18 protein-coding genes are annotated in these 23221 nt (G+C 64.9%); 13 read left to right on the top strand and 5 right to left on the bottom strand.

Features of this window, described 5'->3' with window-relative positions; genetic code table 11:
- The first annotated feature begins 98 nt into the window (after positions 1 to 98).
- The 10 genes from murC to ligA all read left to right on the top strand — a co-directional run bounded on the left by murC (position 99) and on the right by ligA (position 14403).
- Positions 99 to 1502: a UDP-N-acetylmuramate--L-alanine ligase gene (gene murC, locus YY7_RS0136340; protein WP_028167498.1), complete on the top strand. Its 1404-nt coding sequence runs from the start codon at positions 99 to 101 to the stop codon at positions 1500 to 1502.
- A gap of 43 nt (positions 1503 to 1545) precedes the next feature.
- Positions 1546 to 2430 (top strand): UDP-N-acetylmuramate dehydrogenase, encoded by an 885-nt coding sequence (gene murB / locus YY7_RS0136335; protein ID WP_051397102.1) that lies wholly within the window; start codon positions 1546 to 1548, stop codon positions 2428 to 2430.
- The gene (locus YY7_RS0136330) at positions 2430 to 3425 is read left to right on the top strand and encodes a D-alanine--D-alanine ligase family protein (protein ID WP_028167496.1); all 996 of its coding nucleotides are present in this window, start codon (positions 2430 to 2432) and stop codon (positions 3423 to 3425) included. The genes murB and YY7_RS0136330 overlap by 1 nt, the downstream gene beginning before the upstream one ends.
- A 479-nt stretch (positions 3426 to 3904) precedes the next feature.
- Entirely contained in the window at positions 3905 to 4903 is a 999-nt protein-coding gene (locus YY7_RS0136325) for a cell division protein FtsQ/DivIB (protein ID WP_028167495.1), read from the top strand.
- Positions 4900 to 6219 carry a cell division protein FtsA gene (gene ftsA / locus YY7_RS0136320; RefSeq protein WP_028167494.1) on the top strand — a complete coding sequence of 440 codons (1320 nt, stop codon included), beginning with the start codon at positions 4900 to 4902 and terminating at the stop codon, positions 6217 to 6219. Before YY7_RS0136325 ends, ftsA begins: the two co-directional genes overlap by 4 nt.
- Positions 6220 to 6309: 90 nt before the next feature.
- Complete coding sequence (gene ftsZ / locus YY7_RS0136315; protein ID WP_028167493.1) at positions 6310 to 8103, top strand: cell division protein FtsZ; 1794 nt, start codon at positions 6310 to 6312, stop codon at positions 8101 to 8103.
- A 350-nt stretch (positions 8104 to 8453) separates the two neighbouring features.
- A complete protein-coding gene (gene lpxC, locus YY7_RS0136310) occupies positions 8454 to 9413 on the top strand; it encodes a UDP-3-O-acyl-N-acetylglucosamine deacetylase (RefSeq protein ID WP_028167492.1) in 960 nt (319 codons plus the stop codon).
- Positions 9414 to 9654: 241 nt separating this feature from the next.
- Positions 9655 to 10551, top strand: coding sequence for an outer membrane protein assembly factor BamD (locus tag YY7_RS0136305; RefSeq protein WP_028167491.1), 897 nt, complete (start codon positions 9655 to 9657; stop codon positions 10549 to 10551).
- Positions 10552 to 10569: 18 nt separating this feature from the next.
- Positions 10570 to 12243 (top strand): DNA repair protein RecN, encoded by a 1674-nt coding sequence (gene recN, locus YY7_RS0136300; protein WP_028167490.1) that lies wholly within the window; start codon positions 10570 to 10572, stop codon positions 12241 to 12243.
- A gap of 9 nt (positions 12244 to 12252) precedes the next feature.
- The gene (gene ligA, locus YY7_RS0136295; RefSeq protein ID WP_028167489.1) at positions 12253 to 14403 is read left to right on the top strand and encodes an NAD-dependent DNA ligase LigA; all 2151 of its coding nucleotides are present in this window, start codon (positions 12253 to 12255) and stop codon (positions 14401 to 14403) included.
- 128 nt (positions 14404 to 14531) lie between these two features.
- On the opposite strand, the gene YY7_RS0136290 is transcribed toward ligA, so the two are convergent.
- Positions 14532 to 15809, bottom strand: coding sequence for a multidrug effflux MFS transporter (locus YY7_RS0136290; RefSeq protein WP_028167488.1), 1278 nt, complete (start codon positions 15807 to 15809; stop codon positions 14532 to 14534).
- A 214-nt stretch (positions 15810 to 16023) separates the two neighbouring features.
- Positions 16024 to 17853 carry an aminopeptidase P family protein gene (locus YY7_RS0136285; RefSeq protein WP_028167487.1) on the bottom strand — a complete coding sequence of 610 codons (1830 nt, stop codon included), beginning with the start codon at positions 17851 to 17853 and terminating at the stop codon, positions 16024 to 16026.
- Positions 17854 to 18045: 192 nt separating this feature from the next.
- Between YY7_RS0136285 and YY7_RS0136280 the strand changes: the two genes are divergently transcribed.
- Entirely contained in the window at positions 18046 to 18231 is a 186-nt protein-coding gene (locus tag YY7_RS0136280) for a hypothetical protein (RefSeq protein WP_028167486.1), read from the top strand.
- A 31-nt stretch (positions 18232 to 18262) separates the two neighbouring features.
- Here YY7_RS0136280 and YY7_RS63720 read toward each other — a convergent pair whose 3' ends face one another.
- Together YY7_RS63720 and YY7_RS0136270 are read right to left on the bottom strand one after the other, a co-directional pair.
- Complete coding sequence (locus YY7_RS63720) at positions 18263 to 18553, bottom strand: hypothetical protein (protein ID WP_245287524.1); 291 nt, start codon at positions 18551 to 18553, stop codon at positions 18263 to 18265.
- A 218-nt stretch (positions 18554 to 18771) separates the two neighbouring features.
- Positions 18772 to 19659 (bottom strand): 50S ribosomal protein L11 methyltransferase, encoded by an 888-nt coding sequence (locus YY7_RS0136270; protein ID WP_028167484.1) that lies wholly within the window; start codon positions 19657 to 19659, stop codon positions 18772 to 18774.
- 574 nt (positions 19660 to 20233) lie between these two features.
- On the opposite strand from YY7_RS0136270, the gene YY7_RS0136265 reads away from it, so the two are divergent.
- Together YY7_RS0136265 and YY7_RS0136260 are read left to right on the top strand one after the other, a co-directional pair.
- On the top strand, positions 20234 to 20566 hold the full coding sequence (locus YY7_RS0136265; RefSeq protein ID WP_028167483.1) for an H-NS family nucleoid-associated regulatory protein: 333 nt from the start codon (positions 20234 to 20236) through the stop codon (positions 20564 to 20566).
- A gap of 237 nt (positions 20567 to 20803) precedes the next feature.
- A complete protein-coding gene (locus YY7_RS0136260) occupies positions 20804 to 21076 on the top strand; it encodes a hypothetical protein (protein WP_028167482.1) in 273 nt (90 codons plus the stop codon).
- A 58-nt stretch (positions 21077 to 21134) separates the two neighbouring features.
- Here the strand turns inward: YY7_RS0136260 and YY7_RS0136255 are convergent, their stop codons facing one another.
- Positions 21135 to 22742 (bottom strand): phytoene desaturase family protein, encoded by a 1608-nt coding sequence (locus YY7_RS0136255; protein WP_028167481.1) that lies wholly within the window; start codon positions 22740 to 22742, stop codon positions 21135 to 21137.
- Between the last annotated feature and the right edge of the window lie 479 nt (positions 22743 to 23221).

The following is a 23221-nucleotide window of genomic DNA, read 5'->3' as shown; positions in this document are numbered from 1 at the left end:
AAATTGCCCTTGTCATGCCCCGCGAAAGCGGGGCATCCAGTAATTTGCAGAGCCGATTTGAATCTCTCGGGCTGCGCAGAATATCGAAGGATTGTCTCATGAGACTGCCGCGCGAGATCGGACCTATCCACTTCATCGGGATCGGCGGCATCGGCATGAGCGGCATTGCCGAGGTGCTCTGCAATCTCGGCTACACCGTGCAGGGCTCTGATGCTTCCGAGAGCGGCAATGTCGCGCGGTTGCGCGAGAAGGGCGTCAAGGTTTCGGTTGGGCACAAGGCCGAGAACGTCAACGGCGCCGACGTCGTCGTGGTCTCGACCGCGATCAAGCGCGATAATCCGGAATTGATGGCCGCCCGGGCGCAGCGCATTCCGGTGGTGCGCCGTGCCGAGATGCTCGCGGAATTGATGCGGCTGAAGAGCTGCGTTGCGATCGCCGGCACCCATGGCAAGACCACGACCACCTCGATGGTTGCAGCCCTGCTCGATGCCGGCGATTTCGATCCGACCGTGATCAATGGCGGCATCATCAATGCCTACGGCACCAATGCGCGGCTCGGCGCCGGCGACTGGATGGTGGTGGAAGCCGACGAAAGCGACGGCACGTTCCTGAAGCTGCCGACGGACGTCGCCATCGTCACCAATGTCGACCCCGAGCATCTCGATCACTTCGGGACCTTCGAGGCGGTGCAGGACGCATTCCGCGCCTTCGTCGAGAACGTGCCGTTCTATGGCTTCGCGGTGATGTGCATCGACCATCCCGTGGTGCAGACGATCGTCGGCCGCATCGAGGATCGCCGCATCATCACCTATGGTGAGAATCCGCAGGCCGATGCGCGACTGGTCGACCTGCAGCCGATACCCGGCGGCTCCAAGTTCAAGGTCGCCTTCCGCAACCGCAAGACCGACGTGACGCACGAGATATCGGACATCGTGCTGCCGATGCCGGGTCGCCACAATGCGTCAAACGTCACCGCGGCGATCGCGGTCGCGCATGAGCTCGGCATTTCCGACGAAGCGATCCGCAAGGCCATCGCAGGCTTCGGCGGCGTGAAGCGGCGCTTCACCCGGACCGGCGAGTGGAACGGCGTCATCGTGATCGACGATTACGGTCACCATCCCGTCGAGATCGCCGCGGTGCTGAAAGCTGCGCGCGAGTCCTACAGCGGAAAGATCATCGCCGTGGTGCAGCCGCATCGTTTCACCCGCCTGCAGTCGCTGTTCGAGGAATTCTGCACCTGCTTCAACGATGCCGACGCGGTTGTCGTCGCCGAGGTCTATCCGGCCGGCGAGGCGCCGATCCCGGGCATCGACCGCGATCATTTCGTGCTCGGCCTGCGCGCGCACGGCCATCGCGACGTGATCCCGCTGCCGAATGCCGGCGAGCTTGCGAAGATCGTTCGCGGCCTTGCGAGGCCCGGCGATCTCGTCGTGTGTCTCGGCGCCGGCAACATCACGCAATGGGCTTACGCATTGCCCGGCGAATTGAAGGCGCTGGGCTAGCGTGGCCGGTTTCCCCGACATCACCCTCGAACTGAAAGCCGCGATGCCGGACTTGCGCGGGCGCCTCTTGGCGAACCAGTCGCTGGCGGAACTGACGTGGTTTCGCGTCGGCGGACCGGCGCAGGTGCTGTTCACGCCGGCGGACGAGGACGACCTCGCTTATTTCCTGGCGCGCCTGCCGCAGGATTTGCCGGTTTATGTCGTCGGCGTCGGCTCGAACCTGATCGTGCGCGATGGCGGGATGCCGGGCGTCGTGATCCGCCTCGCGCCGCGCGCATTCGGCGAGACCAGGGCCGAAGGCGACATCGTCAGCGCCGGCACTGCTGCGCTCGACAAGCGCGTGGCCGAGACGGCGGCGGCTGCAAATATCGGCGGCATGGAGTTCTTCTTCGGCATCCCCGGCACTGTCGGCGGTGCGCTGCGCATGAATGCGGGTGCCAACGGCGGCGTGACCAAGGATGTGCTCTTGGATGCGACCGGCATCGGCCGCGACGGCACGAGGCATGTGTTCACGAATGCCGACATGAAATTCGTCTATCGCAGCAGCGGCGTCGATCCCTCGATCATCTTCACCTCCGCGCGCTTTCGCGGCAGGATCACCGCGCCCGAGGCGATCCGCGCGCGCATGAACGAGGTGCAGGTCCACCGCGAGACAGCGCAGCCGATTCGCGAGAAGACCGGCGGCTCGACGTTCAAGAACCCGCCGGGCAGCAGCGCCTGGAAATTGATCGATGCCGCCGGCTGCCGCGGCCTGCGCGTCGGCGGCGCCCAGGTCTCGGAGATGCACTGCAATTTCCTGATCAACACCGGCAATGCCACCGGACACGATATCGAGACGCTCGGCGAAACCGTACGGCAGCGGGTGAAAGAGACGTCGGGAATCGAGCTACACTGGGAAATCAAGCGAATCGGGATCGAGCGAAGCTGATGCGAACGACCATTCTCTTCGGCGGCAGCAACAAGGAACGCCTCGTCTCGGTGGCAAGCGCGCAGGCGCTGCACCAGGCTTTGCCGGAAGCCGATCTCTGGTTCTGGGACGTGGCCGACAATGTCCATGTCGTGCGGTCCGAGCAGCTTCTCGAACATGCGAGGCCCTTCCAGGACGAGTTCAGGCCCGGCACCCGCGGCGTCCCGCTCGCGCAAGCGCTTGACCAGGCTGCCCGCGAGGATCGCGTGCTGGTGCTTGGCCTGCACGGCGGCAGCGCCGAGAACGGCGAATTGCAGGCGATGTGCGAGATGCGCGGCATCCCCTTCACCGGTTCGGGTTCGGCGTCCTCGCATCTTGCCTTCGACAAGGTCGCGGCGAAGCGATTCGCGGCGATTGCGGGCGTGCCGGCGCCGGGCGGCATCGCGCTGGACGAGATTGACGCTGCCTTCGCCGAATATGGCAGGCTGATCGCCAAGCCTGCGCGCGACGGATCGAGCTACGGCCTGATCTTCGTCAATGCGAAGCAGGACATCGTTGCCGTCCGCAACGCCGCCAGGACGGAGGACTATCTGATCGAGCCGTTCGTTGCGGGCGTGGAGGCAACCTGCGGCGTGCTGGAGCGCTCCGACGGCGCAATCTTCTCGCTGCCGCCGATCGAGATCGTGCCGGCGGAGGGCGCGTTCGACTACACCGCAAAATACCTGCTCAAATCGACCCAGGAGATCTGCCCCGGGCGCTTTTCGCCTGATGTCAGCGCCGCGATCATGGACCTCGCGCTCCGCGCCCACCGGGCGCTGTCCTGCACCGGTTATTCCCGCACCGACTTCATCGTCTCCGCGAAAGGACCGATCTATCTGGAGACCAACACGCTGCCCGGGCTGACCAAGGCCTCGCTCTATCCGAAGGCGCTCAAGGCGCAGGGCATCGAATTCGTCGATTTCCTGCACGAGCAGATCGAATTGGCCAAGCGGCGGGCGGGTAGGGTGGTTAGTTAGTAACCCACGCCCATGGGCCCTTTCCGTCATTCCGGGGCGCCCGTAGCGCGAACCCGGAATCCATTTCACCACTTGCGCCCGCAGCCCGATGGATTCCGGGCTCGATGCTTCGCATCGCCCCGGAATGACGGGGAGTGTGCAGAAGTGCCAGGAACCGGGTTCCATCCCGAATCGGGCCCCGGGATTGCTAAAATCCTAAGGATTGCGTGGCAAACTACGCACATTGCTCATCAAAAGCTGTTCTGCGTTAACCGCTTTTACCTTTTGTTTACCAGGAAGTCCGAAGGTTAACGCCGGCGGCGCATGTAGCGCTTGGCTGCCGGGCGTGAGCTGTCGCGGGAACTTTCACTTCGACACGCGTAACGAGGGACAGGGGGCCTTTCTTACTGGCTTCGACACCCAGGCCGGCATCACCGAGACGTCGCGTGCGCCAGGACCCGCAAACGTGTTGCGGGCACAGGATTTGACGAGCTCGTGCAATGGATGGTGCAGGCCGCCTCACTCGATCACTGCGATCGCTGAGGCCCGAAGCTGACCTGAAAGCAGCCGCTATTGGAGCGGCGGTGCTGCTGCGCGAGTATTTTGCCCGCCGTCGTGCCAGTCGTCGTGCCCGCCGCGCCCCGCCCGTGATCGATCGCGATCCGCCCAGCCGCTTCATCCTTCTGATCGAGCGCTATCTGCCGCGCCGCGTCGGTCTTGCCGCCACCGTCTTCATCCTGCTCGGCAGCGCCGGCCTCGGCATCGTCAAGGGCGGCCATGTCGACGAATTCGTCACGGGACTTTCGGATGCGCGCAACGCGCTCGCCAACTCGGCAGGCTTCCGAATCACCACCGTGGCCATCAACGGCCGCAAGCAGTTGAGCCAGGACGAGGTGCTGGCGATCGGCGGCGTCAATGGCCGCTCCTCGCTGTTGTTCCTGGATGCCGCGACCGTGCGTGATCGGCTGAAGGCCAATCCCTGGATCGCCGATGCGACGATCCTGAAGCTTTATCCGGGCCAGCTCCAGATCGACATCGTCGAGCGCAAGGCGTTCGCGCTGTGGCAGCAGGATGGGCGCCTGTCCGTGGTCGCGGATGATGGCGCGGTCCTCGAGCCCTACGTGTCGCGCCGCTTCCTCACGTTGCCGCTCGTGGTCGGCAAGGGGGCCGAGACCAGGGCCAAGGATTTCCTGGCGCTGCTCGATCGCTATCCGCAGGTGCGCTCGGTGACCAAGGCCGCGATCTTCGTCGGCGAACGGCGCTGGAACCTGCGGCTCAAGGATGGCCTCGACATCCGCCTGCCCGAGAACGACGTCGGCAATGCGCTCGCCGCGCTCTCCAAGCTCGACAAGGAAGACCGGCTGTTCTCGCGCGACATCGTCGCCGTCGACATGCGCCTGCCCGACCGGTTGACGGTGCAACTGTCCGAGGACGCGGCAAAGGCGCGCGAGGAGCTGTTCAAGGACAAGAAGTCCAAGAAGAAGGGCGGTGACGCATGACCGTCCTAGATCGCAATCTGACGCCGAAGACACGCCCGATGGCCCACAAGCGCACCGCGCTTGTGGCTTCGCTCGATATCGGCACCAGCAAGATCGCCTGCATGATCGCGCGGCTGAAGCCGTCGCCGCCGAGCGAAGCCCTGCGCGGCCGCACCCATGCGGTGGAATTGATCGGCTACAGCCAGATCCAGTCGCGCGGCGTCAAGGCCGGCGCGGTGGTCGATCTCGCCGAATGCGAAAAGGCGGTGCGTCATGCGGTGGCGCTTGCCGAGCGCATGGCCAAGGTCCGTGTCGAATCCGTGCTGCTGCCGGTTGCCGGCGGCCGGCCCGCGGGCCAGCTCGTCGAGGCTGCCGCCGACATTCGCGGCGGCTCGGTGACGGAAGCCGACATCAGCCGCGTCACCACAGCCGGCATGATCCACGCGACCGCCCATGGGCGGACCGTGCTGCACGCGCTGCCGGTCGGCTACGCGCTCGATGGGGTCAAGGGAATCCGCGATCCGCGCGGCATGGTGGCGCGCCAGTTCGGCGTCGACATGAACGTGGTCACGGCCGACGCCACCGTCGCCAAGAACCTGATGCTCGTGGTCGAGCGTTGCCACCTCAATGTCGAGGCGATGGCGGCGAGCTCCTATGTCGCCGGCCTTTCGGTGCTCACCGATGACGAAGCCGATCTCGGCGCCGCCGTGGTCGAGATGGGCGCCGGCTCGACCACGATCGCGACCTATTCGGGCGGACGCTTCGTGCATGCGTCGGGATTTGCGCTCGGCGGGCAGCACATCACGATGGATCTCGCGCGTGGCATCGGCGCGTGCATTGCGGATGCCGAGCGAATCAAGACGTTATATGGCACCGTGCTGACTGGCGGCTCGGATGCGCGCGAGCTGATGTCGGTCCCGACCGCCGGCGACGAACGCGATACGCCGCAGATCGTCTCCCGCGCCACGATTGCGAACATCGTCCGGCATCGCGCCGAGGAGATTTTTGAGATGGTCCGGGACCGGCTCAAGGCCTCCCCGTTTGCGGCAGAGCCGAGGGCGCGGGTCGTGCTCAGCGGCGGCGCCGCGCAGCTCACCGGCATGATCGAACTCGCCACCCGCATTCTCAATCGGCCGGTGCGGATCGGCCGTCCGCTCGGCTTCGGCCGTCTGCCCAACGAGGCCAAGGGGCCGTCGTTCGCGGTGCCCACCGGGCTTCTGGTCTATCCGCAATACGCTCACCTCGAACATGTTGAACCGCGGCACACGCGGCAGCTCAAGACAGGGACTGACGGTTATTTCGGAAAGGTCGGACGATGGCTTCGCGAGGGCTTCTGATGACCACTCATAAGGCCCACAGGATTTTCACCAGCTCCCGCGGCCGCAGGCCGGGGCGAACCTACGCGCGCGCGTAATCGAGAGGCAACCATGGCACTCAATCTGACCCCTCCTGACATCAGCGAGCTGAAACCGCGGATCACCGTCTTCGGCGTCGGTGGCGCCGGCGGCAACGCCGTCAACAACATGATCACCGCCGGGCTGCAGGGCGTTGATTTCGTCGTCGCCAATACAGACGCGCAGGCCCTGACCATGTCGAAGGCGCAGCGCATCATCCAGATGGGCACGCAGGTGACCCAGGGCCTCGGCGCCGGCTCGCAGCCGGATGTCGGCGCGGCCGCCGCGCAGGAGGTCATCGACGAGCTCCGTGATCACCTCACCGGCGCCAACATGGTGTTCGTCACCGCCGGCATGGGCGGCGGCACCGGCACCGGCGCTGCTCCCGTGATCGCCAAGACCGCGCGCGAGATGGGCATCCTCACCGTCGGTGTGGTGACCAAGCCGTTCCACTTCGAAGGCCAGCGCCGCATGCGCACCGCCGAGAACGGCATCTCCGAGCTGCACAAGGTGGTCGACACGCTACTGATCATCCCGAACCAGAACCTGTTCCGGGTCGCCAACGAGAAGACCACCTTCGCCGACGCTTTTGCGATGGCCGACCAGGTGCTCTATTCGGGCGTTGCCTGCATCACCGACCTGATGGTCAAGGAAGGCCTGATCAACCTCGACTTCGCCGACGTCCGCGCCGTCATGCGCGAGATGGGCAAGGCGATGATGGGCACGGGCGAGGCGACCGGTGAGAAGCGCGCGCTCACCGCCGCCGAGGCTGCGATTGCCAATCCGCTGATCGACGACTCCTCGATGAAGGGTGCCAGGGGCCTCCTGATCTCGATCACCGGCGGCAAGGATCTCACCCTGTTCGAGGTCGACGAGGCCGCTACCCGCATCCGCGAGGAGGTCGACCCCGACGCCAACATCATCGTCGGCGCCACCTTCGACGAGACGCTCGACGGCATCATCCGCGTCTCCGTGGTTGCGACCGGCATCGAGCAGGCCGCGATCGCCCGCAACGCCGCCGCCGCGGCCCCCGCTGCGCCTGCGCCGACCGGCAACGGTTCGCCCGAGAGCCGGCTCGCCGACCTGACCGCGCGGCTGCGCGCCGACAACCAGCGCCTGGCCGAGCGTGCCCATAAGCTGGAAGCCGGCGGCGCCCCGATGGCTGCGCCCGCCGCGCCGGCGCCTGCCGCCCCGCCGCCGCTGCGCCAGCAGGGCAGCGTCGAGCGCGCCGCGCTCGCCGCCATCGCCGCCGCCGTGTCGCCGGAACAGCAGGCCGCGCCGATGCAGCCGGCGTCCTATGGCGACGTCACCGTCCGTCCGATCGCGCAGAAGCCGACCCTGTTCCCCGATCCGGAAGCGACCAAGGTCGAGCACCATGAGCCGGCGACGCCGGAAACCTTCATCCCGCCGACCGCCGAGCGGCCGCCGGTGCGCACGCCGCGGATGCCGAAGTTCGAGGATCTGCCGATGCCGGCCCAGGCCGAGATTCGCCACGCCCGTGGCGAGGCCGAGGAGGAGCATCCGCAGAAGACCCGGCTGTCGCTGTTGCAGCGGCTCGCCAATGTCGGCCTCGGCCGCCGGGAGGAGGAGAGCGAACCGCCGGTGGCGGCCCGCGCCTCCGGACCGGCCATGCCGCCGCTGCCCGAGCGCAAGCCGCAACGCAGCGTGGCGCAGCAAATGGCGGCGCACGATCCGGTATCAGAGTATGCGAAGCGTCCGGCGCCCCAAGGATTGGATGCCCATGGACGGCCGGCACCTGTTGCGCCGACGCCACAGGGAGACGATCATCTTGATATCCCGGCCTTCCTGCGCCGGCAGGCAAACTAAGCTTTGTTACAGTCCTGACCATCCAAAGAGCCCCGGCGGAACCCGCCGGGGCTCTTTTCTTTTACCGTCTCCGCAGTCGTAGATCGGCAAACAAGTAACTGAAATTAAATGATTAATCAGGTATTCCATGACTTGGTCATGGTACCGAAAGGGTGTCCGGCCGCTCCGCAATTTGGTTAAGCCTTGGCGCGATTGCGGCGGAGATGGGGTAACAATCGGTAAAGAAGCGTGAGTTGTACGCTTTCGGGCGGTGACTATGGTCTGTCCAACTTTGGGGATGCCTAAGCGAGTCGGTTGGGGAAGTAAGGCCGCCTCGTCTTAGGTTACGTCGGGTAGTGGGCGCATATCGGATGAAATTGAGCCGTCAAACAACGCTTCGGTCGCAGGCCACCGTGACGGGCGTCGGCGTTCACTCCGGTTTACCGGTCAGCCTGACCATTGGACCTGCTCCCGTTGATACCGGCTACACTTTTATCCGGACGGGTCTCGACGGGGCCGACCGCGAAGTTCAGGCTACCGCCGACGCCGTGATCGCGACTGAATTCGCGACCGTCCTGGGCGACCGCGAGGGGCCGCTGGTATCGACCGCCGAACATGTGCTGGCTACGCTGCGCGGCATGGGGGTCGACAACGCCACCATCGAAATCGACGGTCCGGAAGTGCCGATCATGGACGGCAGCGCCGCGGCCTTCGTCGCCGCGGTCGACCAGGCTGGTATCGTCACCCAATCCGCCGCCCGCCGCGTTCTCCAGGTCCTGAAGCCGGTGCAGGTCGCGATCGGCGACTGCTTCGGTGAGTTCCGTCCCTTTGCCGGCGGCTTCCGCGCCGAAGTCGAGATTGACTTCGCCAATCCCTTGATCGGCCGCCAGAGCTACTGCTTCGATCTCTCCGCCGAGAGCTTCCGCCGCGAGATTTCGCGTGCCCGCACCTTCGGCTGCATGAACGACGTGGCGCGGCTGTGGAGCGCAGGTTTCGCGCTTGGCGCCTCCTTCGAAAACTCGGTGGTGTTCGACGAGACTCGTCTGCTCAACACCGAAGGTCTGCGGTTCCGTGATGAATGCGTCCGCCACAAGGTGCTGGATGTGGTCGGCGATCTCGCGCTGGCCGGCCTCCCGATCCTCGGCGCCTATCGCTCGGTTCGCGGTGGTCACAAGCTGAACCACGCGGCGCTGGCCGCGCTGCTTTCCGATCGCAGCGCCTGGCGGGTGGTCGAATCGGAGACCGCACGTCGTTCGCGCACCGTCGCCGAAGCCGGCAGTGCCACCGTCGGCGGCCTGATCGCGCCGGCCTACGGCCCGGACGTGTCCTAAACACGCTTTCTGTTAGCGTTTTTCCGCAATTTCCGCAGTAACCACAGCCGATCATGACCGTCTTGGGGCCGCCTTAATCCGGGCGAAATGGCTCCGTATTCGGTTGGTCGAGGGTCGTTTTTCGGCTAGACAGGCCTGCGGTTGCACGGGGCAGCACAGGCGCGGGGAAAATTTCCGTCCATGGCCTCGTTCGTGGACAGATCGCCATCAATCACTTCCAAGCCGCCGGGTTCTCACATTCATGCCCTTATCGCGTAGCACGCACGAATCATGCACCTCATCGGCCGGCCGCGCCGGATGGGCGTCATTGTTGCGGCTGGCCGCGGGCCTGATCGTGCTGGCGCTGCCGTTGGGTGGTTGCGGTACCGGTCCGCTGTGGGACAAGTTCCTGGCCAAGGACGACACCTTCGTCGAGGAGCCCGCGGACAAGCTCTACAATGAGGGCTTGTACCTGATGAACCAGCGCAAGGATCCTCGTGCGGCCTCGAAGAAGTTCGAGGAGGTGGACCGGCAGCATCCCTATTCCGATTGGGCGCGCAAATCGCTCCTGATGTCGGCCTATTCCTCCTACCAGCAAGGCGACTACGATACCTGCATCGGCTCGGCGACACGTTACGTCACCTTGCATCCCGGCAGTCCGGATGCTGCCTACGCGCAATACCTGATCGCAGCCTCGCATTACGACCAGATCCCGGACATCACCCGCGACCAGACGCGCACCGAAAAGGCGATCGCGGCTCTGGAAGAGGTGATTCGCAAATATCCGACCTCGGAATATGCGACCTCCGCCAAGGCCAAGCTCGAAGGCGCGCGCGACCAGCTCGCCGGCCGCGAGATGAATGTCGGCCGCTACTACATGGAGCGGCGCGACTTCACCGCCGCAATCAACCGCTTCAAGACCGTGGTTACGCAGTATCAGACCACCCGGCATGTCGAGGAGGCCCTGGCGCGGCTCACCGAGGCCTATATGGCGATCGGCATCCCGAGCGAGGCCCAGACCGCAGCCGCCGTGCTTGGGCACAATTTTCCTGACAGCCGCTGGTACAAGGACGCCTATAATCTAGTAAGGTCCGGCGGTCTCGAGCCGAGCGAGAATCAGGGTTCCTGGATCAGCAGGACCTTCAAGAAGATATTATAGGCCTGGAATAGTCCTCACATGCTGGCGCGTCTGTCGATCCGTGACATCGTCCTGATCGAACGGCTCGATATCGAATTCTCCCGTGGCCTTGCGGTGCTGACCGGCGAAACCGGCGCGGGCAAATCGATCCTGCTCGATGCGTTCGCGCTGGCCCTCGGCGGCCGCGGCGATGCCGGGCTGGTGCGGCACGGCGCCGAGCAGGGGCAGGTGACGGCGACCTTCGACGTGCCCAAAAATCACCCGGCGGCAAAGCTGCTGGCCGATAACGGGCTCGACGACAACGGCGAGATGATCCTGCGCCGCGTGCAGCTCGCTGACGGCCGCACCCGGGCCTTCATCAACGACCAGGCGATCTCTGTGCAGACCCTGAGGGCAGTGGGCGCCGCACTGGTCGAAATCCACGGCCAGCATGACGAGCGCGCCCTGGTCGATGCCTCGACCCATCGGCGGCTGCTTGACGCCTTTGCCGGGCTCGAGAAGGACGTGGCGGCGCTGGAATTGCTGTGGGAGGCGCGGCGCAGCGCCAACGCCGCGCTGGAGGAGCATCGCGCCGGCATGGAACGCGCCGCGCGAGAGGCCGATTACCTGCGCCACGCCTCGCAGGAACTGAAGACGCTGGCGCCAAAGGACGGCGAGGAGACCGAGCTGGCGGGCCGCCGCACCACCATGATGCAGGGCGAGAAGATCGCCACCGACCTGCGCGAGGCGCAGGAGGCGATCTCGGGCCCGCATTCGCCGGTGGCGGCGCTGTCGGCCGCCGTGCGCCGCCTGGAGCGCCGCGCCGCCAGCTCGCCGGCGCTGGTTGAACCGGCGGTGAAGGCGATCGATGCCGCCATCAACGCGCTCGAAGAGGCCGATCAGCACCTCAACGCCGCGCTTGCGGCGGCCGATTTCGATCCGGCCGAGCTCGAGCGCATCGAGGAGCGCCTGTTCGCGCTGCGCGCCGCTTCGCGCAAATATGCGACGCCGGTCGATGGACTGGCCGCGCTCGCCAGCAAATATGCCGCCGACGTCGCGCTGATCGATGCCGGCGCCGACCAGCTGAAGAAGCTCGAAGCCGCGGCAGCGGAAGCCGACAAGCGCTACGGCGCGGCGGCAACAAGATTGTCGGCGGCGCGGACCAAATCCGCCGAAAAGCTCAATAAGGCCGTCAACGCCGAACTGGCGCCGCTGAAGCTCGAGCGCGCGAAATTCATGACGCAGGTCGAGACCGATGCGGCCTCGCCCGGGCCGGAAGGCATCGATCGCGTCGAGTTCTGGGTCCAGACCAATCCGGGGACAAAACCGGGACCGCTGATGAAGGTCGCTTCCGGCGGCGAGCTGTCGCGCTTTTTACTGGCGCTGAAGGTCGTGCTGTCCGACCGCGGCTCGGCGCCGACGCTGGTCTTCGACGAGATCGACACCGGCGTTGGTGGCGCTGTGGCGGACGCGATCGGCGCGCGGCTGTCGCGGCTCGCCGACAAGGTGCAGGTGATGGCGGTGACGCATGCGCCGCAGGTCGCAGCCCGCGCCAGCCAGCACTTGCTGATTTCCAAGGACGCGCTCGACAAGGGCAAGCGCGTCGCCACCCGCGTCAACGCGCTTGCCGCCGACCACCGCCGCGAGGAAATCGCCCGCATGCTCGCCGGCGCCGAGATCACCGCCGAAGCAAGGGCGGCGGCGGAGCGCCTGTTGCGCGCGGCAACCGCGTGATCGTGCGCCATGGCCAAGGCAGCAAAAGCGCGCGCGCTCCCCGACGTCGACAAGCTCACCAAGGCGCAGGCCAAGGTCGAGCATACGCGGCTCGCGCTCGAACTGGAGGCGCACGACCGGCGCTATTACCAGGAAGACGCGCCGACCGTCACCGACGCCGAATACGACGCGCTGCGTCAGCGCTACAACGCGATCGAGAAGCGCTTTCCCGACTTCGTCACTCCTGATTCGCCGTCACAGAAGGTCGGCGCTGCGCCGTCGGGACGATTCAAGAAGGTGCGGCATTCGTTGCCGATGCTCTCCCTCGACAACGCCTTTGCCGAAAGCGACGTGCGCGACTTCGTCGACCGCATCGTGCGCTTCCTCAGGCTCAGTGACGACAAGATCGATTTCTCCGCCGAGCCGAAGATCGACGGATTGTCGATGTCGCTGCGCTATGAGGGCGGCGAGCTCGTCACCGCCGCGACCCGCGGCGATGGCGCCGAGGGCGAGGACGTCACCGCCAACATCCGAACGCTCGAGGATGTCCCGCAAAAGCTGAAGGGCCGCAACGTGCCTGACATCTGCGAGGTGCGCGGCGAAGTCTACATGACCAAGAGGGCCTTCCTCGCGCTCAACGAACGCCAGAAGGCTGCCGGCGACACCGTCTTCGCCAATCCGCGCAATTCGGCCGCGGGCTCGCTGCGTCAGAAGGATCCGACCATCACCGCCTCGCGGCCGCTCGGCTTCTTCGCCTATGCCTGGGGCCAGATGAGCGCGATGCCGGAGCACACGCAGAGCGGCATGATCCATTGGTTCGAGCGCTGCGGCTTCAAGACCAATCCGCTGACCAAGCTCTGCCACTCCGTCGACGAACTGCTCGCATTCCATCGCAAGATCGAGGAGCAGCGCGCCGAGCTCGACTACGATATCGACGGCGTTGTCTACAAGGTCGACCGGATCGACTGGCAGGAGCGGCTCGGCTTCGTGTCACGCACGCCGCGCTGGGCGATCGCGCATAAATTCCCGGCCGAGCGCGCGATGACCGTGCTGCGCGACATCGAGATCCAGGTCGGGCGCACCGGCTCGTTCACGCCGGTCGGGAAGCTCGAGCCGGTCGGCGTCGGCGGCGTCATCGTGCAGAACGTCACGCTGCACAACGAGGATTATATCAAGGGCATCGGCGGTCACGGCGAGCAGCTTCGCGAAGGGCGCGATATCCGGATCGGCGATACGGTCGTGGTCCAGCGCGCCGGGGACGTGATCCCGCAGGTGGTCGATGTCGTCATCGACAAGCGGCCAAAGAACGCCAAAGAGTTTCATTTCCCGAAGAAGTGCCCGTGCCCGCTGCATACTGACGTGGTCCGCGAGGAGACCGCGACGGGCGAGGAGGGCGCGCGCGCCCGCTGCACCGGAGAGTTCGCCTGTCCGTTCCAGAAGATCGAGCACCTGAAGCTGTTCGTCTCGCGCCGCGCCTTCGACATCGACGGCCTCGGCGAGAAGCAGCTCGAATTTTTCTTCGAGAAGGAATGGGTGCGAGAGCCCGCCGATATCTTCACGCTGCCCAAGCGCAACCAGAAGCTCAAGCTCGAGGCGATCGAGGGTTACGGCGAGACCTCGGTGCGCAACCTGTTCGCCGCGATCGAGCACCGGCGCCGGATCGCGCTCGAGCGCTTCATCTACGCGCTCGGCATGCGCCATGTCGGCGAGACCACGGCGCTGGCGCTCGCGCGCGGCTATGGCTCGTGGGAGGCGTTCCACGATGCCTGCCTGCGCGTCGCCAAGGGTGACGAGGAGGCGATTGCCGAGATGGATGCGCTCGACCAGATCGGCGACACCGTGATTAAGAGCGTTGCCGCCTATTTCGGCGAGAGCCACAACCGCGGCATCGTCGAGCGTCTGGTCAAGGAGCTCGACGAGATCATCGATACCGAAAAGCCGAAGAGCAATTCAGCGATCGCCGGCAAGACCGTCGTGTTCACCGGCTCGCTGGAGAAGATGACGCGCGACGAGGCCAAGGCGACCGCCGAGCGATTGGGCGCAAAGGCGGCCAGCTCGGTGTCGAAGAAGACGGACTATGTGGTTGCAGGTCCCGGTGCAGGATCGAAGCTCGCCGAAGCGCAGAAGCACGGCGTGGCGGTGCTGACCGAGGACGAATGGCTGAAGCTGATCGGGGAGTGAGCCCATTCCTCCGTCATGGCCGGGCTTGTCCCGGCCATCCACGTCTTTCGTCTCGGGCATCTGTGCTGCGTGGATGCCCGGGACAAGCCGGGGCATGACGAGTTTGTTGCGGCGCTGGAGGTCAGCACCTACATCATCCCCGCTTCGTCCTCTTCCGCCTGCTCGATCATCTCCTCGCTCACCACCGTGTTCCGCTTCGGCACGAGAAAAATCATGCTCGAGGCGCAGGCGATCGAGATGATGAGGATCGCGGTCGTCAGCGGCAGCGTGGTGGTGGAATGGCCGCCGAGATAGGCGCCGAACTGCGACACCAGCGAGCCGATGCCCTGCTGCAGGAATCCCATCGCGCCGGAGGCGGTGCCGGCGGCTTCGGGGCGGACGCTGATCGCGCCGGCCGCCGAGTTCGCCATCACGAAGGCGTTGCCGGCCATCACGATCATCTGGATGCCGAACAGCCAGAGCGGGGCCTGGTTGACCCCGGTGAGGCTCAAGACGAGGTTCAACAGGCTGCCGCCGAGTTGCAGCGCGAGCCCGAACCAGATCAGCCGTTCCAGCGAATGGCGCGGTGCGAAGCGCACGCAGAGCAGATTGCCGACCAGATAGGCAAAGCCCGTGGTCGCGAACCACGCGCCATATTCGGCGCTGGTGCGTCCCATCTGGGTGACCACGATGTAGGGTCCGCCGCCGGCGAAGGTGAAGATGATCTGCGAGGCCAGCACCTGGCACAGCACATAGCCGATGAAGGCGCGGCTCCTGATCAGGCTGCCGACATCGCGGCGGAAGTTGCTGTCTTCGCTGCGGACGCGGCGCGTCTCCGGCAGTGCCAGCGCGATGCCGACGGCCACCGCGAGCGAGCCGGCGGTAATGGCATAGAAGATCGCGCGCCAGCCGAACGCGGTCTCGAGCAGGCCGCCGGTGAGCGGGCTCAGCATCTGCGCGATCATCATCACGGCGATCACCAGGCTGATCATGGCGCCGACGCGGTCGCGGCTGTAGAGATCGCGGATGATGGCGCGGCTCACCACCATGCCGCTGGCGCCGCCGAGCGCCTGGAAGAAGCGCGCCGCGATCAGTTGCGGCAGGGTTTCCGCAAAAATGCTGCCGATACCAGCCACCACCATCAGGCCGAGGCCGGCCAGCAGCACCGGCCGCCGTCCGAACTTGTCCGACAGCGGCCCCATGATGAGCTGCGAGCAGGCGATGCCGACCATGAACAGCGACACCGTCATCTGCGCGATCGAGATGTCGCGGCCGAACGTTGTCGCCAGCACCGGCAGCGCCGGCACCAGCATATAGAGCGAGATCGGCGCCACGCCCGTCATGGCGACGAGCAACAGCAGCATGAGCTTCGATGTCGCGATGTCCTTCGTTGCCGCGTCGGGCGGCTTGCCCATCACGCCATGCATTCAGCTTCGCATCCTTTCATGGCGGCGAATGTAACGAGATGCGCAGATGCGAATACGGATGTTTCGGCATGCGGCTATGCCGATTCCGGGAGGCCGAGAAAACACGGAGTCATTCCGGGGCGATGCGAAGCATCGAACTATGGTGCGCACTTGCGCACCTGAGAATCTCGAGATTCCGGGTTCGCGTCTTCGACGCGCCCCGGAATGACAGCAACTACTTCAGCGCCGCCGTCGCCTCATCGAGCCACAGCTTCGTGGCGTCATCGTCGAGCCGCGGGCGCACCTCGGCCCTGACGCGGGCATGGTAGTCGTTGAGCCACTTCAGCTCGGCCTCGCTGAGCATCGTCACGTCGATCAGCCGGCGATCGATCGGTGCCAGCGTCAGCGTGTCGAATCCGTTCATCGGCTTTTCGGCGCCTGATATGTCGATGCCGATCACGAGCTCGAGGTTCTCGATCCGGATGCCGTAAGCATCGGTCTTGTAGTAGCCGGGCTCGTTGGAGAGGATCATGCCGCGCTTCAGCGGCGTGGTGCCGAGCTTTGAGATTCGCGCCGGCCCCTCATGCACGGAAAGATAGCTGCCGACGCCATGGCCGGTGCCGTGCTCGAAATCGATGCCGGCCTGCCAGAGATATTGCCGCGCCAGCGTGTCGAGCTGCGCGCCCGTGGTGCCGTCGGGGAACACCGCGCGCGCAATCGCGATATGGCCGCGCAGCACCCGGGTGAAGCGGTCGCGCATCTCGTCTGTCGGCTGGCCGATCGCGATGGTGCGGGTGACATCGGTGGTGCCGTCCTCGTATTGCGCGCCGGAATCGATCAAGAGCAGATCGCCGGGTGCGATCCGGCGGTTGCTCTTGCGGGTGACGCGGTAGTGCACGATGGCGCCATTCGGCCCGGTGCCGGCGATGGTCGGGAATGAGACATCCTTCAGCGCCCCGGTATCGCGGCGGAACGTCTCCAGCGCCTCGACGGTGTCGATCTCGGTAAGCCCGCCGGCGGGCGCCTCGCGGTCGATCCAGGCCAGGAATCGCGCCAGCGCCACCGCGTCGCGCTGATGCGCAGTTCGCGTGCCCTGGATCTCCGCGGCGTTCTTCACGGCTTTCAACAGGCTCACCGGATCGTTGCCGCGCACAGGCGTGCCGCCGGCACTGGTGATCAGGCGGTTCAGTGCGTCGGCGGCGGTCGCATTGTCGAGCGCGATCGAGCCACCGCGCTGCGCGAGTTCCGTCAGCTTCAACGTCAGCCGGTCCGGCTCCTCGACATCGGCGGATTGCTCGAGATGGTCGCGCGTCAGATTCGAAAGTTTTCGGTGATCGATGAACACCGTCGGCCGGCCCTCTCTCGGCACCAGCGCATAGGAGAGCGGCAGCGGCGTATGCGAGACGTCGGCGCCGCGGATATTGAACGTCCAGGCCACTGCGTGGCTGTCCGACAGCACCAGCGCATCGACGCCGAGCTTGTTGATCTCGTCCCTGATCCGCTCGACCTTTGCAGCCTCCGCCTCGCCGGCAAATGGCAGCCCGTGGATGGAGACCGGCCCGAGCGGCGGGCGCGGGCGCTCGGTCCAGATCGCGTCGACGGGATTGCTGTCGACCGCAACCAACTCGGCTCCGGCTTTGGCGCACGCCGCCGCGAGACGCTCGGCTGCCGCAGAAGTGTGCAGCCACGGGTCAAATCCTAGGCGGTCGCCGGCGGAAAGATGTTTCGTCAGCCACTGTTCCGGCGGCGGATCGACCAGCGGCTGGATTTGCCAGGCCTTCTGGTCGACCTGCTTGCCCGCCTGCAGCGTGTAGCGCCCGTCCACGAACAAGGCGGCTTCCTGCATCAGCACGATCGCAAGCCCCGCCGATCCGGTGAAGCCGGTCAGCCACGCCAGCCGCTCCTCGGACGGCGCAACATATTCATTCTGCTGCTGGTCGGCACGGGGAATGACGAATCCGGTCAGCTTCCGCCGCGCCAATTCCTCGCGGAACGTGGCCAATCGCGCCGTCAGCGCCACGCCGCCTTCGGGTTCTTCGAACGTCTGGAAATGGGCTTCGAACATGCCAGTCACTTTATGGCTGCGTGGACAGGTCCGCAATGTCAGCGGATATCGCCACAATTTGGCATAAGTTGTGCTTCAATACCGTCATGCAGGTTTAGAAAAGACAGAACGGTTTTCAAGGCAGGCCGTTCGATAACGAATGCCCGGGGAGGCTTCCAGGAGTGTCTCAACTCAACGGCGAGGGGATACACAATGCCTGCTTTCAGCTTTGAGAAGATTTCGCCGCCAGTTCGCCGCGGCCCGATTGCTCCGATCGAACAGAAGCAGCGCGGTGTCATCGTCCAGATCCTGGATCGCTTTGTGGAACGGCGCGTCAGGCGCCGGCTGAAGGCGGAGAAGGGCGAAACCGCGCTCGGCAAAAACAAGGCGGCCGAATAGGCCTTTCTTGCGACCGCCTGCGGGGTACATTTCACATCCGTTCGTCCAGATCGGAAACCTTCACTACGCTTGCGCCGATCACCCGGTTTCCTTCCAGCTCCCGAACGATCCTCTGATAGGGCCCGACAACACCCAGATCGAACTCGCGATCGGGCGTTACGAGCATCATCTTTGCTCCGATGATGACGAGCACGGTGACGTCATGCTCCTCGCCGGAAACAGCGAGCTTTGTGATCTCGCTTCGGATCGGCTCCCGTCGCCAAGCGTCCGGAAAGCCAGGATCGCACCGGATTTCGATCCCGTCCTGAGACGTCGTCAGCACGAGTTTCGACTTGCTCGGCTTCCAGTGTGGTCCAAATCGCTGATCGGTCAGCCACAGGCAATTGAACGATCGGCACTCAGCCGGTCGGTTCTCATAACTCTGGCATCCCCGCCCAGGCTTGCATTCCGGGCACCACGCTCCTGCCGGCTTCGCGAGCGTCTCGATCGTCATGACCTTGCAGCAAAGCGTGCAATCGCCGCATTCCCTTGCCAGAGGGCTCACTTAACCGAGCGCAGCAGCAGGCTGCTCCATCCCTCGATTTTCAGATGCCGTAACGGCACCAGCCCGCGCGCGCGGTACGCGGCGATTACGCTTGGCGCCTGATGCGTCAGGAGCCCCGACAAGATCACGTGCGCGGAAGGCGCGAGATGGCGCGCCATCGTAGCAGCCAATTGCCGCAGCGGATTGGCGAGGATGTTGGCCAGCACGAGGTCGAAGGGGCCATGCTGGGAAAATTGCGGCGCGGAGAAGCCGGTGGCGCGGATCGTCGTCACGAGGTGGCCGGTCTCGTTCAGTTCGGCGTTCTGTCGCGCCACGTTGACCGATGGCGGATCGATGTCGCTTGCCAGCACTGTGCCGTGCAGCGCCTTCACCGCGGCGATCGCCAGCACACCGGTGCCGGTGCCGAGGTCGAGCACGCGGCGCGGATGATGCGCCTTCAGCACGTGATCGAGCAGTAAGAGGCAGCCGCGCGTGGTGCCGTGGTGGCCGGTGCCGAAGGCCAGCGCGGCCTCGATCTCGATGCCGAGCTTGTTCGGCGGCACGCGGGTGCGGTCGTGCTGGCCGTGCACGACGAAGCGCCCGGCGGGGACGGGGACGAGGTCCTCGAGGCTGGCCTTGACCCAGTCCTTGGCCTCGACGGTGTCGAAGGCAATGGTCTTGGCGAGGTCTCCGCCGGCCGCATTGGCGACGAGCTCGCGCATCAGCGCCTGGTCCGGCGCATCGGCAAAATGCGCGGTGACTTCCCAGCGCCCGTCCGGCCGCTCGAACGCGGCAATCGCCGTCTCGCCCTCGAAGAATATCTCGGTCAGCGTGTCGACCAGCCGCCTGGCGGTCTGCTCGTCGGGAAGCGCGAGGCTGGCACGATGGGTAGGTTTCGGTAGCATTTAGGGTAACCGTTTCGACTTCATCCGGAACGTCAGCATTAACCACGATTGCATTATCATCTTGGATTCCGGCGAGGCAGTAGGGAGCCGAAACTTCGAGTAACTCTTTGATCGGGCTCTCGGAGCGGGTACGCGTGCGTGCCAAAAGCCGGTGGTTTTCCTACAATTGAAAGTTCATATGAACAATGCATGATGGTAACCAGTTGCTTTTATTAAATTTACAGTTGTTTTATTTAGGAGTAATAATGAGTGGTTGTAAAAGGTTCTCGGCCAGAATTCTTCGCAGGAGCGTGAAGCTGATAGCCCAACGCGTTGCTGAACTTCACGACCTTCGACGACAGGTGCGGGAGGCGGAAGCGAGGGCGCTTGCCAGGCGACGGCAAACATCTTCCAGGCGGCCTCGAAGGGAGAGGACAGGACGTCATCGCGGCCGCCTGAATGCGCGAGTCTGATGTCTTGACGACAGGAAGCGGAACTTCTCCCTGTGAGGGATGCGCCAAGTGGTATCTGGACGCTTGTTTGTGTCCGGCGTCGTTGGTAAGTGCGCTCTGTTTTTATTCCTGGGCGCGACTCGATGAAAAATAACGGCTTCCGATCCATGTCCACAGACCAACTGTGGGCGCTTCATGAACGAGTAGCGGCCGAGCTGACGCAACGCATAATCACCGAGAAAGCCACGCTCGAGGACCGGCTGAGCAAGCTTCAGTCGCCCGGCGAAGCCGCGAAACCAGATCGTAGCCGCCGCCCTTATCCAAAGGTTCTCCCGAAGTATCGGAACCCGAAAAACCCTGGCGAGACGTGGTCGGGTCGCGGCAAACAGCCTCTATGGCTGGCAAAGCGACTTGGTACCGGCTCCAAGCTGGACGATTTTCTCATCGATCGCCCCGGCCGCCGCAAGCGGCGCTAAACCAGATCGATCACCGTAGTTCGCGACGCGATTGTCTTCCGGCGCGTGCACGGGCCGTCATGGAGAAGTTGCCAGCCGAGAATGCCGGGGTTTTCAACAGGGTTCTCCACCTGACTAGAGTGTGATCCGATCAGGTTGAAATGCCGCCGCGATGGATGCTGCGCTCCTCTCCCGCAAGCGGGCGGGGTGAAGCAAGCGAAGTCGTGATAGGCTGGCTGACAAAACAAGGAGAGTCCCATGTCCCTGTTAAGACGGCCGCTCTATCAGCGCTCGGAAGGTGCCGACGAGGACCGCTGGCGCCTGGCGTTCGATACCGAAGCCAGCCGGCTGTTCGTCGAGCACGAAAAGAAGCGGGGTGACTTCCGCGGTGCCGGGTATGCCATCGAGACCGACGAGATCGAGCTCGCGGAATTCCTGAGCCAGCCGAGCCAGGGGCGGGAGCAGCTTGTGAAGCTGCTCGAAACGCTGTTTGCCGGCGATCGCGACGTGTCGCGGCCCGCGGCGGCTTGACCGGGAGATGGATGCACATCCGCATCCACCTGATATCCACACCCTGTCCACAGGCTTTTCAACGCCTTGCGAACAGGGAGCGATGATCGCCCAGGATCACCTGCGCGGCGTTGTGACCGGGCGCGCCGGTGACGCCGCCGCCGGGATGAGCGCCGGAACCGCAGTGATAGAGCCCCTTGAGCGGGCCGCGGTAGTCGGCATGGCCGAGCATCGGGCGGGCGGAGAAGAGCTGGTTCAGCGTCAGCGCGCCGTGGAAGATATCGCCGCCCAATAGGCCGAATTGCCGCTCCAGGTCGAGCGGAGAGAGCACCTGCCGGCCGATGACGCTTGCCGCAAAGCCGGGCGCGTATCTGTCGACCGTCGCGATCATGAGGTCGGCAACCTCATCGCGATGATCGTCCCAGGATTTGTCGCCCGGCAGTTCCGGCGCGACGTGCTGGCAGAACAGGCTCGCGACATGCTGTCCCGCCGGCGCCAGCTTGTCGTCCAGCGTCGAGGGGATCAGCATTTCGACGATGGGCTCGCGGCTCCAGCCAAAGCTGCGCGCATCAAGCCATGCGCGGTCCATGTAGCCAAGGCTCGGCGCGATGATGATGCCGGCGGTGAGGTGATCGCCTGCGCCCGGCAATGCGGTGAAGGAGGGCAGGGCGGCTAGCGCGACATTCATGCGAAAGGTGCCGGAGGCGTTGCGCCAGCGCGACATGCGCTGCAGGAATTCCGGCGCCAGCGCGCCCGCCGGCAGCAGCTGCGTGTAGAGCAGTTTCGGATTGACGTTGGCGGCAACGTACTTGGCGCGAATGGTGGTGCCGTTGTCGAGCACGACACCGGCGGCGCGGCCGTTCTCAACCATCACTTCGCGCACGCCGCTATCCACTTCGATCTCGGCGCCATGCGCGCGTGCCGCGGCCGCCATCGCCTGCGTGATCGCGCCCATGCCGCCGATCGCGTGGCCCCAGACGCCTTTCTTGCCGTTCACCTCGCCGAAGGCGTGATGCAGCATCACGTAAGCCGAGCCGGCGGCATAGGGGCTCGCATAATTGCCGACGATGGCATCGAAGCCGAACAGCGCTTTTACCAGGTCGTTCTCGAACCGCTCGTCCAGCATCTCGCCGGCCGAGCGGGTGAATAGGTCGAGCAGGTCGCGCTGCTGTTCCAGCGAAAGCTTGCGCAAGAGGTTGGCGGAGCCGAGCGCGTTGAAGGCCTCGCGGAGCGCGTCCGCGCCAAACCCCTCGACGAGGTTCGGCGGTGCGCGCAACACGAACTGGCGCAGCACGTCGGCGATTGCCTCGAGCTGGCGCGAGAAGATGCCGATCTCCTCCGCATCATGCGCGCTGAGCCTGGCGACGGCTTCCTTGGTGCGGCCTTCGCCGGTGAGGAGATGGCTGCCGTCGGAGGACGGAAGAAAGTTTTGCGCGCGTCGTTCGACGATCCGCAGGCCGTGCTCGGCGAGCCTGAGATCGGCAATGACCTTCGGATTGAGCAGGCTCACCGTATAGGCGGCGACCGAGTTGCGGAATCCGGGATGGAATTCTTCCGTCACCGCCGCACCGCCCACCACCTTGCGGCGCTCGACCACTTTCACGCGCAACCCCGCCATCGCGAGATAGGCCGCGCAGGTGAGGCCATTATGCCCGGCACCGATGATGACGACGTCCGTTTCGTTCATGTCAGCTTCATTTTCTTAAGGAGCTTGCCAGTAACCCATCGTTGCGCACAAGCCACGAGTTATTTCGCCACTCGCCCGCTCCATCATTCCGGGACGCCCTCCATCCGCTCCGTCATTCCGGGCTCGTCCTTCGGACGCCCCGGAATGACAGTGGGACGCATCGCGCAATCCTCTCCTCCGTCATGGCCGGGCTTGACCCGGCCATCCACGTTCTCTCCGCGCACGGAGCCAAAGGACGTGGATGCCCGGGACAAGCCCGGGCATGACGGCGTCGTGTCATTCGCACGATTTTCCTTAATCCAATCAACGTGATTTGCCCCGTCCAGTCCTGGCGTAAAAAACATTCCGCTTTCGTCGTCGGGCAAATCAGCACTATGACTCCGCGCGTCTCACGGCGGATGAGGGGCGGGTCGCGATCGTCACGAACGTTGCGGTGAGATGCGGTGGACGCAGGTATTGCGAGAGACGAACGCAACACC

Source organism: Bradyrhizobium elkanii WSM2783, assembly GCF_000472865.1.
GTDB classification, from domain to species: Bacteria; Pseudomonadota; Alphaproteobacteria; order Rhizobiales; family Xanthobacteraceae; genus Bradyrhizobium; species Bradyrhizobium elkanii_A.
Note: the sequence above shows the minus strand (reverse complement) of the source record. Positions and strands in the feature narration are given on the sequence as shown.